The organism is Pseudoalteromonas sp. NZS100_1 (assembly GCF_015864285.1).
Classification (GTDB): domain Bacteria; phylum Pseudomonadota; class Gammaproteobacteria; order Enterobacterales; family Alteromonadaceae; genus Pseudoalteromonas; species Pseudoalteromonas arctica.
On record NZ_JADYXN010000002.1, the window covers coordinates 103,359 to 120,061 of the forward strand.

Consider the following 16,703-nt stretch of genomic DNA (forward strand, 5'->3'; position numbering starts at 1 on the left):
CAAAGGCACTTTTTTCGTGCTACTATTGCTCAATACTTTTAGGATAAGTGTTAAAAATAATATGTTTCAACCGGTTAGCTTATTTATAGGGCTTAGATATAGTCGCTCCTCTAAGGGAAATGCGTTTATATCGTTTATATCGTTTTTTTCTATCGCCGGTATTGCTATTGGTTTAATGGCTTTATTTACGGTCAGCAGTGTAATGAATGGCTTTGAAAATAGCTTAAAAACGAACATGCTAGGGCTTATTCCTCACGTTGAAATAAAAGCGGAAGCACATACTGCTGCACAAATGAATACCCTAAAAACCGACCTCGAACAATCTCCCTATGTTGACCATGTAAGCTTATATCGCCACGGCGAAGCTATTTTACAAACTAATAAAGATTTACACGGTGTTTTACTGCAGGGCCTTTATGACGATAACGGGTCTTTATATAAAATAACCGACAAAATAGTGCAAGGCGATTGGAAAACTGTACTTAACAAAAACTACAGTATTGCAATAAGCCGTTATTTGAGCCGTAAATTAGGCGTTAGCGTGGGTGATAAGCTGCGCGTTATTATGCCTAATGCTTCAACATATACACCTCTTGGGCGAGTACCTAGCCAGCGTTTATTTAAAGTTGCCGCAATATACGAAACCGGCTCTGAAATAGATATGGCACTTGCGTTTACTAGTGGCGCTTCGCTGCAACGCGTGCTTAAGCTTGATAAAAACACTGCCCCTAATTTAAGTATCTCGTTGCACGAGCCGTTCGAGCTAGATGAATTTATTGAAGCCAGCCAGCTTATTTTAAACGATCATAATTATAGTGATTGGCGCAGTACCCAAGGGACTTTATTTGCAGCCGTTGCCATGGAAAAGCGCATTATGTCGATGTTGCTTGCGCTTATTGTATTGGTGGCGGTGTTTAATATTGTATCGGCTTTAACCATGATGGTGAGTGAAAAACAAGGCGAGGTAGCCATACTACAAACGTTAGGTTTAACACCTTCCCAAGTTCAAAAGGTATTTATGGTGCAAGGCTTATATAACGGCGTAATAGGTACTGCAATAGGTGCGTTTTTAGGTGTTATATTTAGTTTGTATATAAATGAGTTACTTGCATTAGTAGGTTTAAACTTACTTGCAGGTATAGAGCTTCCGGTAAAATTTGATATTTTGAGTTTAGTAATAATAGCGTTTGCCAGTATTACTATGAGCTTTTTAGCTACCTTATATCCTGCGCGTAAAGCCGCAAAAGTAAAACCAGCAGAGGTATTACGTTATGAATGATTTAGTTATTAGTTGTGAAAATTTAAGTAAAATTTATCAAGACGGCAACAACCAAGTCGAAGTATTAAAAGGCGTTGATTTAGCTTTGCAGCAAGGCGAAATGCTCGCGATTGTGGGTAGCTCAGGCTCTGGTAAAAGTACGCTTTTACATATACTTGGTACATTAGATACCGCAAGTTCGGGTAGCGCTAAAATAAAAAACCAAGAAGTTGCCAAGCTTTCGCGAACAGAGCAAGCCGCATTTAGAAACCAAAACTTAGGGTTTATCTATCAATTTCATCATTTATTAATGGAGTTTAGCGCGGTAGAAAACGTAGCTATGCCATTATTAATTAAAGGCTTAAGTGCAAAAGAGGCTAAAGTACAAGCCCTCGATATGCTCGAAAAAGTAGGCCTTGCACATCGCAGCTCACATAAACCGTCTGCACTTTCTGGTGGAGAGCGCCAACGCGTGGCAATAGCCCGTGCACTGGTTACTAAACCTGCGCTTGTGCTTGCTGATGAGCCAACCGGTAATTTAGATAAACAAAATGCGATTAAAATTTACGATCTAATTAACGAGCTAAACCAAAGTTTAAACACCAGTTTTGTAGTGGTTACACACGACTTAGAACTTGCCGATAAACTGGGTAAAATAGCGTATTTAGATGATGGAAAACTAGCTATTAAAGAGTCGCAGCATGTTGCTTAGTGCATTTTTAAGTCAACGATTTAGAGCTTACTCAGGCCATAAAGACGAAAAAAACGGCTTTGTTAGTTTTATCGCTAAAGCGTCAACCATTGGTATTTTATTAGGGGTTGCGGTTTTAATAGTGGCGCTGTCGGTAATTAATGGCTTTGAGCAGCAGTTAGTACACCGTTTACTAAGCGTGGTACCGCAGGTTGAATATGTAGCACCAAGTAGGCCTATTGCAAATTGGTCGCAAAAAGTTGAGGACTTACAAACACAACCGCATGTAACAGGGGCTGCGCCATTTATTGCTGTTAATGGTATGGCGCAATATAAAAGCCAGTTAAAAGCGGTTGAAATTCGTGGTGTAGAGCCATCGCTTGAGAGTAATGTATCGGCAGTAAACCAGTTTACCAGCGGTAAATTAGTGAGCCAGTTAGGCCTTGATGACGTTATTTTAGGCAAACAAATAGTAAAACAGTTAGATGCCAAAGTCGGCGATAATATTACGTTGCTTATTCCCCAAATAAGCCAAAAAGGTAAGTCATTATTAGCACCTAAACGCGTAACACTTAACCTTGCGGGTATCATAGAAATGGGCGGCCCCATTGATAGTACCGCTGCGTTTATTCATCTTAATAAAGCGCAGCAAGCATTAGGTTACGACGAAACCCAAGTAACAGGGCTACGATTAAGTGTTGATGATGTGTTTTCGGCGCATCAAATAGCGCTAAAAGTGGGCCAAACTATTGATGACTATGTGTATATTTCTAGCTGGTTTAGAACGCAAGGCAGCCTGTATCAAGATATTCAAATGGTACGTACCATTGTTTATATTGTGGTGTTTTTAATTATTGCGGTAGCTAGTTTTAATATTGTGTCGTCTTTGGTGATGGAAGTGCGCGAAAAACAAGGCAATATTGCTATTTTAAAAACCATGGGCGCAAAAGACAGTACTATTTTAGCCACCTTTGTAATGCAGGGCTTAATGCAAGCATTTGTAGGAGTCGCGCTCGGGACATTAATTGGAGTGGTATTGGCGCTTAACATAAGCGAGCTATTTACCTGGATAAGCCAATTATTTGGTGCTAACCCGCTTGAAGGTGTTTATTTTATAGAGTTTTTACCAAGTAAATTAGCACTTGAAGACATTGGTATTACAGTGATTGTTACGTTTGTGCTAGCGATACTTGCCACTATTTATCCTGCATGGCAAGCAACGCGCGTAGATCCTGCCAAGGTGCTAGGTAACTAGGTATAAGAAGCTTAAATAAAAATTAATAGGGTGGTATTAGTAAACCTGTTAAACTAGGTGCTTATTTAAAATTAAGCAATAACTGCTTGGTTGCTATACCTCACTTTGGGATTTACTTTGACTAATAACGATATTTTACGCCGCATTCGCTACACTTTTAACTTAACTGATACTGCTATGGTCAATGTTTTTGCATCAGCAGAGCATACTGTTACCAAAGAGCAAGTAATTGCATGGTTAACTAAAGAAGGTGAAGAGGCTTTTACCCCAATAAGTGATACTGAGTTTGCTAGCTTTTTAAATGGGTTTATTAATACCCAACGTGGCAAACGCGAAGGTGAGCAACCAGAGCCTGAGAAAAAGCTAAATAACAATATTATCTTCATGAAGCTGCGTATTGCTTTAAACATGAAAGCAGAAGATGTTATTGCAACACTGGCACTTGTTGATTTTGACTTAAGCAAACATGAGTTAAGTGCATTTTCTCGTAAAGTAGATAACAAACATTACCGTGTTTGTAACGATCAAATACTACGCTTGTTTTTAACTGGTGTTCAAAAGCAGCACCGTCCAGAAGAATCTGCTGAGTAACTGGTTTTAGCTAATCAGCTTTTAGTTAATAGGTTTTATATGCGCGCAATGCAGTATAAAGCCTGTTAACTGTTATATTTTTAAACAAACCCACACCTAACCTAACACTTCTAAAATTTCCTTTTAAAAACATTACAGTTTAGCCTTGCACAAATCTTTACGTGCAACTGTGAATTTAAATTCATCTTTAATAAATAAAAATCAAACTTCCAATTAAAAATAATTCAAGTGCTGCACGTTAAATATCTTAACTTTCCATGCTAAGGTAGCAGTTAATTATATTAAATTAAGACCTTAAAGCATGAATCATAAACTTGATCACGTTTACTTTAACATTTGATAAATACTTTTATTATTAACACGGAAGAATAATTATGAATTATATCCATAGCACAATTGCACAATTAAAAAATAGTAGTCCTGCACAATGCGAGTTTTATCAAGCTGTTGAAGAAGTACTTGAATCACTCGAACCTATCTTAGAAAACTCAGAAAAATACAAAAAAAATGCCATTATTCAACGCTTAGTTGAGCCTGAACGTCAAATTATGTTTAGAGTTCCTTGGGTTGATGACGAAGGTAATATTCAGGTGAACAAAGGCTACAGAATTGAGTTTAATTCTGCACTTGGCCCCTACAAAGGTGGTTTACGTTTTCACCCCAGTGTAAACGCCAGCATCATTAAATTTTTAGGTTTTGAGCAAATATTTAAAAACGCTTTAACGGGTTTACCAATCGGTGGCGGTAAGGGTGGGGCAAACTTTGATCCAAAAGGTCGATCGGACGCTGAAATAATGCGTTTTTGTCAATCATTTATGAGCGAGCTCTATCGCCATATTGGCCCTACAACCGATGTACCCGCTGGAGATATAGGTGTAGGCGCGAGAGAAATAGGTTACTTGTTTGGTCAATATAAACGTTTAACTGGTCGCTATGAAGGTGTATTAACAGGCAAAAGCTTGTTATGGGGCGGATCGCTAGTACGCAAAGAAGCAACGGGTTATGGCGCCGTTTATTTTGCTGACTACATGCTACAAGCACGCGGCGATAGCCTACAAGGTAAGCGCTGTTTAGTCTCAGGCGCAGGTAATGTTGCTATTTATGCTATGGAAAAACTTTATCAAATGGGGGCAACACCAGTAAGTTGCAGCGACTCTCGTGGCACTGTGTATCATGAGTCGGGTATAGATTTAGACCTTATTAAGTGTTTAAAAGAGCAATCGCGTGATTGTTTAAGTGCATACAAACAAACTCACCCCGATGCTATTTATATTGCTGTAAATGACTACCCTAAAGATGGGCATGCTGTTTGGCGATTTAACGCAGACGCTGCTTTTCCATGCGCCACACAAAATGAATTAACACAGGGCGATGCAAACGCATTATTAACCGGCGGCTGCTTATTAGTAAGTGAAGGCGCAAATATGCCTTCTACAAAAGAGGCTATTGAGAGCTTTATTGCTGCAAAAATTGCGTATGGGCCAGGTAAAGCCGCAAATGCTGGCGGCGTTGCAACAAGCCAATTAGAAATGGCACAAAATGCGAGTATGCAAAGCTGGACCTTTGAAGAGGTTGACGAAAAGCTAAAGCAAATTATGAAAAATATATTTGTGACAGCCAACGACACCGCAATAGAGTTTGGTAAGCCAGGAAACCTTTTATTAGGTGCTAATATTGCAGGCTTTAGGCGCGTCGCCGATGCAATGATTGAGCAAGGCGTAGTATAAAAAACACGATTAAATGCCAAATCTAGCCATAAATTTATACCTAATTGTGGCTAGATTTAGTTATAAATGTGATTAGTTAATTATAACTCTATAAAGCTGAGCTATAACAGCGTAGGATCAACTTACTTTCGAATGAAAAATAGGTTTGCACCTTAGTGCATTAACACAAAAATTTATGCAAACAACTGCAAAAGCATCACTTCCAAACGCCTTACTTATTTCTATTAGCACACCACAGTTTAAAGGAGACGAAGCTACAGAGTCGCTTGCAGAACTTGCGCGCTTGGTGACTACTTTAGGGTTTAAAGTAGTAGGTACTCAATCGCAAAAGCAAAGTTCTACCCAAAAGGTTAATGTACTTGGCTCAGGCAAACTAGCAGAAATAGCGCACCTTACTGGTAATAAAGGGTCTGCTGCAGAAGAGCAAGAGGATGAAAATGTTCTTGATGACGATCCATTATCCGACATGCCGTCAGAAATCCCATCAGACGATTTAGATTTTGCTTGTGCCGATGTTGTAGTTTTTGACTGCGATTTAACGCCTTCTCAACTACGTAATGTTGAGAACCAGTTAGGTGTAGAAGTATTTGACCGTACCGGCATAATTATTGAAATATTTAGCCGCCATGCGCGAACTAAAACTGCAAAATTACAAGTTGAAATTGCTCGTCTTAATTATGTAGCGCCTCGACTTCGTGAAACATCAACCGGTGATAAAGAACGCCAAATGGGTAAAGGTGCGGGTGAAACCACACTTGAGCTAAATCGCCGTAAAGTACGTGACCAGCTAGCAGAATTAAAGCGCGAACTTGTTAGTGTTCAAGATGTAATGATGGACAGACGAACGCAGCGCTCTGAGCTATTTTCAGTGGCTTTAATTGGTTATACCAATGCCGGTAAGTCATCAATGATGCGTGCTATTACTGGCAGTGATGTAGAGGGCGAAAATAAGCTTTTTGCTACGCTAGATACTACAGTTCGTGCGTTATATCCCATTACGCAGCCTCGTATACTCGTATCGGATACAGTTGGTTTTATTAAAAAGTTACCTCACGATTTGGTTGCTTCGTTTCACTCAACGCTCGCTGAAGCACATGATGCGTCGCTACTTTTGTATGTTGTTGATGCGTCAGACCCTTCTTTTCGCTCGCAACTTGAAGTAGTACATAAAGTATTGGCAGAAGTCGGTGTTGAAGGCAGCAAAAAATTATTAGTGCTGAATAAATCAGACCAATTAAGTACTGAGCAACAGCAATCGCTGATGGAAGAATTTCCTGATGCGATGATGACCTCTACTCGTAACCCTGACGACATTAGTAAACTGCATAAATATATTGTTGATATTGCTCAAGAGGACATGATTGAAGAAGACGTTATTATACCGTACACCGCTAAAGGTATAGTAGGCGAAATTCGATCAAGTATGAGTGTGGTTAAAGAAGAGTATGAATATAGCCATATTAAATTAACAGTACGCTCAAGTGCGATTGATTTAGAACGTTTAAAAAAGAGAATGTTAGATTTATAATAAGTCCAGCACACAAAAAGCACAGCCAATTGGCTGTGCTTTTTAATCGTTGCTGAGGTAGATTTATTATTCAGAGCTCAGGCTTTTGTAGAGAAAAATTAAGAGAAGGCTTTGTCGCTTAGCTCTTCTTGCATTTGCTCTCGCATTTTAAATTTTTGCAGTTTACCTGTTACTGTCATTGGGTAGTTTTCTACAAAGCGGATATGTCGTGGCATTTTAAAGTAGGCTAGTTTGTCTTTTAAAAACTCACGAATTGCTTGCTCATCAAGCACTGCATCTTCTTTTGGTTGGATCCAAGCGCACACTTCCTCGCCATACCTTTCATCTGTTATACCAAATATGGCAGCATCTTGAATACCCGGGTAGGTGTAAAGCACTTCTTCTATTTCGCGCGGGTAAATGTTTTCGCCGCCGCGAATAATCATATCCTTAATACGGCCGACTATGGTGACAAACCCTTCAGTATCCATTACACCTAAATCGCCAGAGTGCAGCCAACCGCTGTCATCTATTGTGGCTTTTGTTTTAGATTCGTCATTCCAATAGCAGCGCATTATACCTGCACCTTTACTACACACCTCTCCAGGTTGACCAATTTGTTGAATGTTACCCAATTCGTCAATAATTTTAACCTCGGTATGCGCAAGCGCACGGCCAACGGTCGTTACTTGACGTTCTATTGATGAATCTGTTTCGGTAATGTTGTTTATGGGGCTGCACTCAGTTTGCCCGTAAGCAATGAGCACTTGATGCATGTTCATTTGTGTTTGCACTTTTCGCATTACTTGCTCAGGGCACGTTGAACCGGCCATTACACCTGTGCGCAAAGTACTTAGGTCGTAATCGTTAAAGTTACTTAGTTCAAGCTCACTAATAAACATAGTAGGTACACCATGCAGCGCTGTACAGCCTTCTTGTTGCACGACATCAAGGGTAGTTTTTGCATCAAACGAATCACCTGGGTAAATGGCTGCAGCACCTTTACTAACACATAATAAGCTACCTAGTACCATAGCAAAGCAATGATACAGCGGGATCGGAATGCATAATTTATCATCGCTTGTAAAGTGCATAGACTCAGCAACAAATAACGCATTATTTAAAATGTTTTTATGTGTAAGCGTTGCGCCTTTTGGGTTGCCTGTTGTGCCTGATGTAAATTGGATATTAATATCTTGCTCTGCATTTAAGTTTGCACCTATTGCTTTTAATTCAAGCTCATGTGCCGATGTTGGCAAGTTAATAACATCATTAAACGCATGCATACCAGGAGATTCTTCATCACCGATACGAATTATATTTTTAAGAGTAGGCAGTGCTTTTAAATTAAGTTTGTTTTTATCGCAACTTGCAAGTTCTGGAGCCAAACTATTAAGCATTTCTAAATAATCACTCCCTTTGAAGTTTGATGCTGTGATTAAAGTTGAACATTCAACACTATTTAAAGCGTATTGTAATTCGTTAGGGCGATATGCAGGGTTAATACACACCATTATTGCGCCAATTTTAGCTGTTGCAAACTGGGTTAAGCACCATTCAATATTATTGGGAGACCAAATACCAACGCGCTCTCCTGGTTTTACACCAAGGGCCAGTAAGCCCATAGCAAGTTGATTAACTTCTTTTTGAAACTCTTTATATGTTAAACGAATATCTTGATGATGAACGACAACGGCTAAAGCCTCTGGGTTTTTGTCGACAATAAAGTCAAAGTACTCGCCAATGGTTGAATTTGTTAAAGGTGTGCTTTGTATACCTTTAAAATAGCTTTGCGATAACGGTAAGTGATTTATTTGTTCTACTTCTTTTACCGCAATAGTGTGTGTGTGCATTGCTCTCTCCATGAAAATGTGTGTGAGTTATGTAAACTACAAAGTTAAAATAAACACATATTGTCGACAAAGAGAAGAGTGGTTAGACTAATGTCTTAGTACCTTTATAAAATCTAATCATGTTTTTTAGATACAAAAAAACGCGTCTTACAAAGTAAGTACGCGTTTTTAAACGAGCAATGAATTTACATTTCGTCGCTGCGGTATGTTTTTTTCATTATATAAACGTAGGCATTTACAAATGCATTCTCTTGGTACTTTTTAAGACCCGTTTCTTCAAAATCAATAGGAATAGGATTACGCTTAACCTGTTCTTTAATTTCGGTTGTGGTAAATAAACGTACATCTAAATTGTCGATTAATTGAATCGCGGTTTCCATTTTGAATCCTTTTGCGCTGCCAGCAAATTTACCTTTTGGCTGACGCTCACGAATTGCAACAGAATCAATTTGGTAGTCTTGCATTAGTTTTGCAAAATCAAATTGAAATTTACGCATTACTTCAGTGTCGTTACCGTTACCTAAGGTAAAGCGTGTTTGGCGCACATCGCGAATATCAAATACGTCATTATCTTTACTTAAAATACAAAGTAGTACATCACTACCGGTAATTTCTACACCACATGTTCTCATGTCTATTCTCTAAAATTACTTAATTACGCAGTATTATACGCAACGTACATTAAAATGCGAGTACAGGTATAGTTGTAGGCGCGTAATTAGCGCGTTGATGCTTTTATATTTTAATTAAATGATTTTTTTTGCACTAAAAGCTACATTTTGTGCTCAAAATGGGTGGATTTCACCCCTTTAAACTTGTAATTAAATGCACAGCACGCGACAATATATGCTTGTAGTTGAATAGACTCGTCATCTACATTAATTAGTCAATGCTTATTCGTAAAAGCGTTGTCGAGCCATTCTCATTTAATTTAATAAAAATACACGTGATACATTGTAGGTGTCACCACTGTAGTAAGGATTTATAATGCCAGTTATTACTCTTCCAGACGGAAGTCAACGTAGTTTTGAAAACCCTGTAAGCACGCTTGATGTTGCAAACGATATTGGTCCTGGTTTAGCTAAAGCGACCATTGCCGGTCGTGTTAATGGCGACCGTGTTGATGCATGTGATAAAATTTGTGAAGATTCTCGCCTTGAGATCATCACCGCAAAAGACGATGACGGCCTTGAAATTATTCGTCACTCTTGTGCTCACTTAATTGGTCATGCAGTTAAGCAACTTTTCCCAGACGCAAAAATGGCAATTGGTCCTACTATTGATAACGGTTTTTACTACGATATCGATATGGAACATTCATTATCACAAGATGATCTTGAAGCAATTGAAAAGCGTATGTTGCAACTAGCTAAAACAAACTACGACGTAGTGAAAAAAACAGTAAGCTGGCAAGAAGCACGCGATACATTTGAAGCGCGTGGCGAAACATACAAAATAGAAATTTTGGACGAAAACATTGCTAAAGATGACCGTCCAGGGTTATATCATCACGAAGAATATGTAGACATGTGTCGTGGACCTCACGTTCCTAACATGAAATTTTGCCAAAACTTCAAAATAATGAAAGTGGCAGGTGCATATTGGCGTGGTGATTCAGACAACAAAATGCTACAACGTATTTACGGCACAGCGTGGGGCGATAAAAAGCAACTTAAAGCGTATTTAAAACGCCTTGAAGAAGCTGAAAAACGCGATCACCGTCGTATTGGTAAAGCGCTTGATTTATGGCATTGGCAAGAAGAAGCGCCAGGCATGGTATTTTGGCACAACGATGGTTGGAGCATTTACCGCGAGCTTGAAGAATTTGTACGTGAAAAATTACGCGAATATGAGTACGAAGAAGTAAAAGGTCCTATGATGATGGACCGTTCACTTTGGGAAAAATCAGGTCACTGGGAAAAGTATTCAGAAGCAATGTTTACCACTGAGTCTGAAAAGCGTGAATACGCAATCAAACCAATGAACTGCCCAGGACACGTGCAAATCTTTAACCAAGGTTTAAAATCGTACCGTGATTTACCACTTCGTATGGCTGAATTTGGCTGTTGTCACCGTAATGAGCCATCAGGCGCATTACACGGCTTAATGCGTGTACGTGGCTTCACACAAGATGACGCTCACATTTTCTGTACCGAAGAGCAGATAATGGACGAAGTTTCAGCGTGTATTAAGATGGTTTATGATACATATGAGACATTCGGGTTTGAGAAGATTGTAGTTAAGCTTTCAACTCGTCCAGAACAACGCATTGGTGAAGACCATATGTGGGATAAAGCAGAGCTTGCTTTAGCCGAAGCACTTAAGCTAAATGATATTGAATTTGATTATCTTCCGGGCGAAGGCGCATTTTACGGTCCGAAAATTGAATTTACTTTGTACGATTGTTTAGACAGAGCGTGGCAGTGTGGTACAGTGCAATTAGACTTTGCATTACCGGGTCGTTTAGGCGCTACCTATGTAGCAGAAAATAACGAACGTCGTACACCTGTAATGATACATCGTGCCATTTTAGGTTCTATTGAACGCTTTATTGGTATTTTAACAGAAGAGTACGCTGGTTTATTCCCGACTTGGCTTGCGCCAAAGCAAGCGGTAATCATGAATATTACCGATAAACAGGCTCCTTATGTTAAAGAAGTTGTACAAAAATTAAATAAACTTGGAATTAGAGCCGCTGCTGACTTGAGAAATGAGAAGATTGGCTTTAAAATCCGTGAGCATACACTTAAGCGTATTCCATACTTGCTTGTTGTTGGCGATAAAGAAGTTGAACAACAAGAAGTAGCAGTGCGTACTCGCACAGGTGAAGACCTAGGCAAATTTAATGTCGATGATTTTGTAGCTAAAATTAGCGAAGAAATTAAAAATCGACAGTAAAAATCGAGCGTGTAAGGCATTAACAAACAGCCAATTACACGCTTATATTATTGATATTCTTGGAGGAACGTACTATTAGAGGCGGCAAGAAAGGGCAACAAACAGCTCAAAAAAATCGTATTAACGAAGAAATTACAGCGCAAGAAGTTCGTTTAATTGACATTGAAGGCGAACAAGCTGGAATTCAGTCATTACAAGACGCGCAAACTATGGCCGATGCAGCGGGTGTTGATCTTGTTGAGATCAGTCCAAACGCTGAGCCGCCTGTTTGTAGAATCATGGATTACGGTAAGTTCATCTTTGAAAAAAGCAAAGAACTAAAAGAGCAGAAGAAGAAGCAAAAGCAGATCCAGATAAAAGAAATCAAATTCCGTCCTGGTACGGATGAAGGTGATTATCAGGTTAAGCTTCGCAACTTACGTAAGTTCTTAGAAGCTGGCGATAAAGCTAAGATTACTATCCGCTTCCGTGGTCGTGAAATGGCTCACCAAGAAATTGGTATAGAATTATTAAACCGTATCAAAACCGATTTAGAAGAACTTACAGTAGTTGAGTCTTTCCCAAATCGTGTTGAAGGTCGCCAAATGGTTATGATGATGGCGCCTGTTGCTAAAAAATAATTTTTAAGCGATAATACGCACCGAAATTAGCTCAGGTCTGCAAGTAATATGCGAATATTCACCTGAGTTAACCGGTTTTAAAGTAAGATTGCGGCATTTATGCTGGGTCTTCACCGGAACATGGCAGTAAGTTAGGCCTAAAAGTGGAGCTATAGAAATATATCTCACGCCTGCTTACTAATTTAAAAGCAATACAATTTGGAGTTATTGCAATGGCTTATAAGCTAAAAAGTCACAGTGGCGCTGCTAAGCGTTTCAAAAAGACTGCTTCTGGCGGTTTCAAGCGTAAACAAGCGCATCTTCGTCATATTCTGACTAAGAAAACTTCTAAGCGTAAGTTACACCTACGTCCTAAGATGATGGTTCATAAAAATGACCATGGTCTAGTTTCACGTATGTTACCGTTCGCTTAATAGGGGTTTTTAGAAATGGCAAGAGTTAAACGCGGCGTTGTCGCACGTGCACGTCACAAAAAAGTTTTAAAACAAGCAAAAGGTTACTACGGAGCACGTTCACGTGTTTACCGCGTAGCTTTCCAGGCTGTTACTAAAGCGGGTCAATACGCTTACCGTGACCGTCGTGCGAAGAAACGTACTTTCCGTCAATTATGGATTGCACGTATCAATGCTGCTTCACGTCAAAATGGTCTGTCTTACAGCCGTTTTATCAATGGTCTTAAAAAGACATCTGTAGAAATCGATCGTAAGATCCTTGCAGATATCGCTGTTTACGACCAAGTTGCATTCGCAGCGCTTGTAGAAAAAGCAAAAGAAGGCCTAGCCGCTTAAGCTTTTTCATATAAGTATTAAAAAAGGAGCCTATGGCTCCTTTTTTTGTGCCTGTAATTTAATAACTTATACTTTTTTATAGCTGAGCTAAATTGGCTTTTTCAAATTAATACCCATCTACTTATATGAGCTCTATTTACCGATAAAAAATTACGTTAGAGCAGGGCGAAATTCACTATTTAGTTGTTCTTGGCAATTGCTCCATCATTACTCACTCTCCTGGATCCATGCAGACGTATATCAGACATTTTTGACGCTGTTAGCGTCAGATGTAATCCCTTAAATTGATTAAGTATTTTTACGAGTTGGTATAAATAGTTATGTAATGAATTACTGTACATTAATAATGTTATATAGCCTTAAAAGACAGGTGTGAATGAGTGAGATGTAGTTGGCTGCATTTTTTTGTTGAATCACCGCAGTTTCCTCATTATAAAAAATTTAGTTGATATAATTTATATAATTAAGGCGTTTGTTAGAGAATTTTATGTTTGCAAGTTTACTATTTTTATCTGCAAGTGTGGCGTATGACGCACACTTACCTCCATTAATTGAGTGGCAGGGGAAAAGCGTAGAGCTTTTACAAAAACAAGGGCCGCTAACTACTGATTTTGAGCTGTCAGCAGGTGAAGCGTCGCCAGATTATGCAAATACAATGGCATTTGTTGATAGGTTAGTTGCTGCAAACCCTACTCAGTTTCAATCTCAAACCATTGGCTATAGTAATAGCAAGCGTGCAATAAAAATGTTGATTGCCAGTGAGCAAGGCTTTTTTGAAGCAAGGCAAATGGCTAATAGCACTAAGCCAACTATTTTTATCCAGGCAGGAATACATTCTGGTGAAATAGACGGTAAAGATGCCATGTTTATGTTACTCAGAGATATAGCGACGGGTAAGCGCCGTGACATTTTAAAAAAGGTAAACATATTATTTATTCCTATTTTAAATGTAGATGGACACGAACGTAGCAGTGCATTCAATCGCATCAATCAACGGGGCCCTACAAAAATGGGCTTTAGAACAAATGCTAATAACCTTAATTTAAATCGTGATTTTACTAAATTAGATACCCCAGAAGTTAGAAGTGTTCTAAAGGTTATTAACGACTACAACCCAAATTTATACATTGATGTACACGTAACCGATGGCGCAGATTACCAATACGATGTGACTTATGGCTACAATCCGGTATTTTCAAGCGAGTCGCCTGCGGTATCTGATGCACTAAACCAGTTTTTTAAACCTCTGATTGACGATACGCTAGCTAAGCAAGGGCACATGCCAGGGCCACTTGTTTTTGTTATGGACAAGCGCGACTTTAAAAAAGGATTAGCGGGATGGGTTGCTACGCCGCGCTTTTCAAATGGTTGGGGTGATTTAAAGTCATTACCGACTATTTTAGTTGAAAATCATTCATTGAAGCCTTACAAGCAACGTGTATTAGGAACTTACGTATTTTTAGATGGTGCTATTACTGCGCTATCAAAGCACAGTCATGAATTAGCTAATGCAGTAAAAAAAGAACAGGAATTTGTTCCTAAACAGTTAATAGTAAAGCGTGGCTATTCCAAGCAAGCTGATACGATTGCGCAGTTTAAAGGTATTGAGTATTCATCAAGCATGAATGCGCTCTCAGGCCAAAATGAAGTGAAGTATTTGGGTAAAGCACATACATATACCGACTTACCTATTTATTGGCAAAAAGATGTACAACATACAGTTGAAGTACCTAAAGCTTTTTTTATTCCGCCTGTATATCGCAATATTATTAAGAAACTAAAGTTACATGGTGTCTCTATTAATAAACTTGAAGGGGCAAACACACAGCCTTTAAAAGTAGCAAAGGTGGCAGACTACACGTTTGATAAAGCACCATTTGAAGGCCGTTTTAGAGTGTCAGCAAGTTTTGATTATGTCCCTGCTATAAATGTAGATTTAGATGGTTGGTATCAAGTCAATACTCAACAAAAAGCAGGTGAGCTTGCTGTGCATTTATTGCATCCTGAAGCACCAGATTCGTTTTTTGCATGGGGGGAATTTAATACTATTTTTCAGCGTACTGAGTATATGGAAAACTATGCACTAATTCCGTTTGCACGCCAAATGCTAAAAGACAATCCAAAGCTAGCGCTTAAGTTTGATGAAAAGCTTAAAGATAAATCGTTCGCAAGCGACGCTGATGCGAGACTAAACTGGTTATATGAGCAAAGTCCATTTTATGATCAAGCGTACTTAAAGTACCCAATATTGATGTCATTTGAAGAAGAAGTTGTTATTCCAGATCAAAAAAGTAAAGAAATCTAATATGCAAATTATAACCATACCCGTCACTGCATTTGCACAAAATAGTCGTATTATTTGGTGTAGTGAAACTAAACAAGCCGTAGTCATAGACCCAGGTGGCGACCCTGATAAAATAGTAGCTGCCCTTAATGAGCATAAACTAGAATTAAGTGCTATTTGGTTAACGCACGGGCATTTAGATCATGTGGGTGGGGCTGATATTTTACGTAATCAATTTAACGTACAAATTATTGGCCCACAAAAAGATGAGTACTTCTGGTTTGAAAACTTACCTATGCAAGCACAAATGTTCGGGTTTAAACCCATTGAGCCTTTTTACCCGGATATTTGGCTAAACCATAACGACACCGTTAGCGTAGGTAAACTTAGCTTTTTAGTGAAGCATTGCCCAGGGCATACACCTGGTCATATTGTGTTTTATCAACAAGACAATGAATGCGTTATTGTAGGTGATGTTATTTTTAAAGGCTCAGTAGGGCGAACTGATTTCCCTAAGGGGAATAGCGAACAACTTATAGAGTCGATTAAGACGCATATTCTAACCTTACCTGATAATACTAAAATATTGGCAGGGCATGGGAGCGACACTACGGTTGGATTTGAAAAACAAACAAATCCTTTTGTGAGTGGTAAGTTTGGTTAAGTTACTTATTTGAAGTTTGGTAAACTGCATAAAAATTAAAAATAAGCAGACTGAGTTTTAAAATGGTTGTATAATTTAACCAGTTTATTTGATAAATAAGAAATAAAATGTCTCTAAATCACGTAGATCGCCAAATATTGGCACTTTTACAACAAGATGCTAGTTTATCAACCGCAGAAATTGCTGATAAAGTAGGCTTGTCTCAATCTCCATGCTGGCGTCGAATTGCCAAGCTAGAGCAAGATGGTTATATAAAAAGCAAAGTGGCTCTTTTAGATGAGAAAAAACTTGGCTTTGATATGCTTGTATATGCACATGTGCGTTTATCAAATCACGGTAAAAAGAACCTTGCTGAATTTGAAAAACTTATAATGAGTTATGATCAAGTAACAGAGTGTTACACCATGGCTGGAACAATGGACTTTATGCTACGCATAATTTCACAAGGCATAGAAGGTTATGAGCACTTTGTACGCGATAATTTACTAAGCTTAGAATATGTACAAGAAGTACATTCTAATGTAACAATGACATGTGTAAAACGTAGTACTTCCCTCCCTTTATAAA

15 protein-coding genes are annotated in these 16,703 nt (G+C 38.8%); 13 read left to right on the forward strand and 2 right to left on the reverse strand.

Features of this window, described 5'->3' with window-relative positions:
* Positions 1 to 61: 61 nt before the first annotated feature.
* The 6 genes from I6F66_RS01830 (at position 62) to hflX (ending at position 7,050) form a co-directional block, all read left to right on the forward strand.
* Positions 62 to 1,279 (forward strand): lipoprotein-releasing ABC transporter permease subunit, encoded by a 1,218-nt coding sequence (locus I6F66_RS01830; protein ID WP_197178770.1) that lies wholly within the window; start codon positions 62 to 64, stop codon positions 1,277 to 1,279.
* Positions 1,272 to 1,970: a lipoprotein-releasing ABC transporter ATP-binding protein LolD gene (gene lolD / locus I6F66_RS01835; protein ID WP_197178764.1), complete on the forward strand. Its 699-nt coding sequence runs from the start codon at positions 1,272 to 1,274 to the stop codon at positions 1,968 to 1,970. Before I6F66_RS01830 ends, lolD begins: the two co-directional genes overlap by 8 nt.
* Positions 1,960 to 3,204 (forward strand): lipoprotein-releasing ABC transporter permease subunit, encoded by a 1,245-nt coding sequence (locus I6F66_RS01840; protein ID WP_197208578.1) that lies wholly within the window; start codon positions 1,960 to 1,962, stop codon positions 3,202 to 3,204. The genes lolD and I6F66_RS01840 overlap by 11 nt, the downstream gene beginning before the upstream one ends.
* A 117-nt stretch (positions 3,205 to 3,321) precedes the next feature.
* A complete protein-coding gene (locus I6F66_RS01845) occupies positions 3,322 to 3,795 on the forward strand; it encodes a DUF1456 family protein (RefSeq protein WP_002960721.1) in 474 nt (157 codons plus the stop codon).
* A 374-nt stretch (positions 3,796 to 4,169) separates the two neighbouring features.
* Positions 4,170 to 5,522 (forward strand): NADP-specific glutamate dehydrogenase, encoded by a 1,353-nt coding sequence (gene gdhA, locus I6F66_RS01850; protein ID WP_197178754.1) that lies wholly within the window; start codon positions 4,170 to 4,172, stop codon positions 5,520 to 5,522.
* A 175-nt stretch (positions 5,523 to 5,697) separates the two neighbouring features.
* Positions 5,698 to 7,050 (forward strand): GTPase HflX, encoded by a 1,353-nt coding sequence (gene hflX, locus I6F66_RS01855; protein WP_166419060.1) that lies wholly within the window; start codon positions 5,698 to 5,700, stop codon positions 7,048 to 7,050.
* 98 nt (positions 7,051 to 7,148) lie between these two features.
* On the opposite strand, the gene I6F66_RS01860 is transcribed toward hflX, so the two are convergent.
* Entirely contained in the window at positions 7,149 to 8,882 is a 1,734-nt protein-coding gene (locus tag I6F66_RS01860) for an AMP-binding protein (RefSeq protein WP_197208580.1), read from the reverse strand.
* Between the two features lie 185 nt (positions 8,883 to 9,067).
* Positions 9,068 to 9,514, reverse strand: coding sequence for a DUF3010 family protein (locus I6F66_RS01865; RefSeq protein WP_007582681.1), 447 nt, complete (start codon positions 9,512 to 9,514; stop codon positions 9,068 to 9,070).
* A gap of 355 nt (positions 9,515 to 9,869) precedes the next feature.
* Here I6F66_RS01865 and thrS point away from each other — a divergent pair, with 355 nt between their 5' ends.
* From thrS to I6F66_RS01900, 7 genes are all read left to right on the forward strand, one after another.
* Positions 9,870 to 11,780, forward strand: coding sequence for a threonine--tRNA ligase (gene thrS, locus I6F66_RS01870; RefSeq protein WP_166419058.1), 1,911 nt, complete (start codon positions 9,870 to 9,872; stop codon positions 11,778 to 11,780).
* A 59-nt stretch (positions 11,781 to 11,839) separates the two neighbouring features.
* On the forward strand, positions 11,840 to 12,400 hold the full coding sequence (gene infC, locus I6F66_RS01875) for a translation initiation factor IF-3 (RefSeq protein WP_197208582.1): 561 nt from the start codon (positions 11,840 to 11,842) through the stop codon (positions 12,398 to 12,400).
* Between the two features lie 212 nt (positions 12,401 to 12,612).
* Complete coding sequence (gene rpmI, locus I6F66_RS01880; protein WP_002960713.1) at positions 12,613 to 12,813, forward strand: 50S ribosomal protein L35; 201 nt, start codon at positions 12,613 to 12,615, stop codon at positions 12,811 to 12,813.
* Positions 12,814 to 12,828: 15 nt separating this feature from the next.
* A complete protein-coding gene (gene rplT, locus I6F66_RS01885) occupies positions 12,829 to 13,188 on the forward strand; it encodes a 50S ribosomal protein L20 (RefSeq protein WP_002960711.1) in 360 nt (119 codons plus the stop codon).
* A 487-nt stretch (positions 13,189 to 13,675) separates the two neighbouring features.
* Positions 13,676 to 15,493, forward strand: coding sequence for a M14 family metallopeptidase (locus I6F66_RS01890; RefSeq protein WP_165727445.1), 1,818 nt, complete (start codon positions 13,676 to 13,678; stop codon positions 15,491 to 15,493).
* 1 nt (position 15,494) lies between these two features.
* Positions 15,495 to 16,136, forward strand: coding sequence for an MBL fold metallo-hydrolase (locus I6F66_RS01895; RefSeq protein WP_024592375.1), 642 nt, complete (start codon positions 15,495 to 15,497; stop codon positions 16,134 to 16,136).
* A gap of 107 nt (positions 16,137 to 16,243) precedes the next feature.
* Positions 16,244 to 16,702 (forward strand): Lrp/AsnC family transcriptional regulator, encoded by a 459-nt coding sequence (locus I6F66_RS01900; RefSeq protein WP_007375323.1) that lies wholly within the window; start codon positions 16,244 to 16,246, stop codon positions 16,700 to 16,702.
* Position 16,703: the final 1 nt, after the last annotated feature.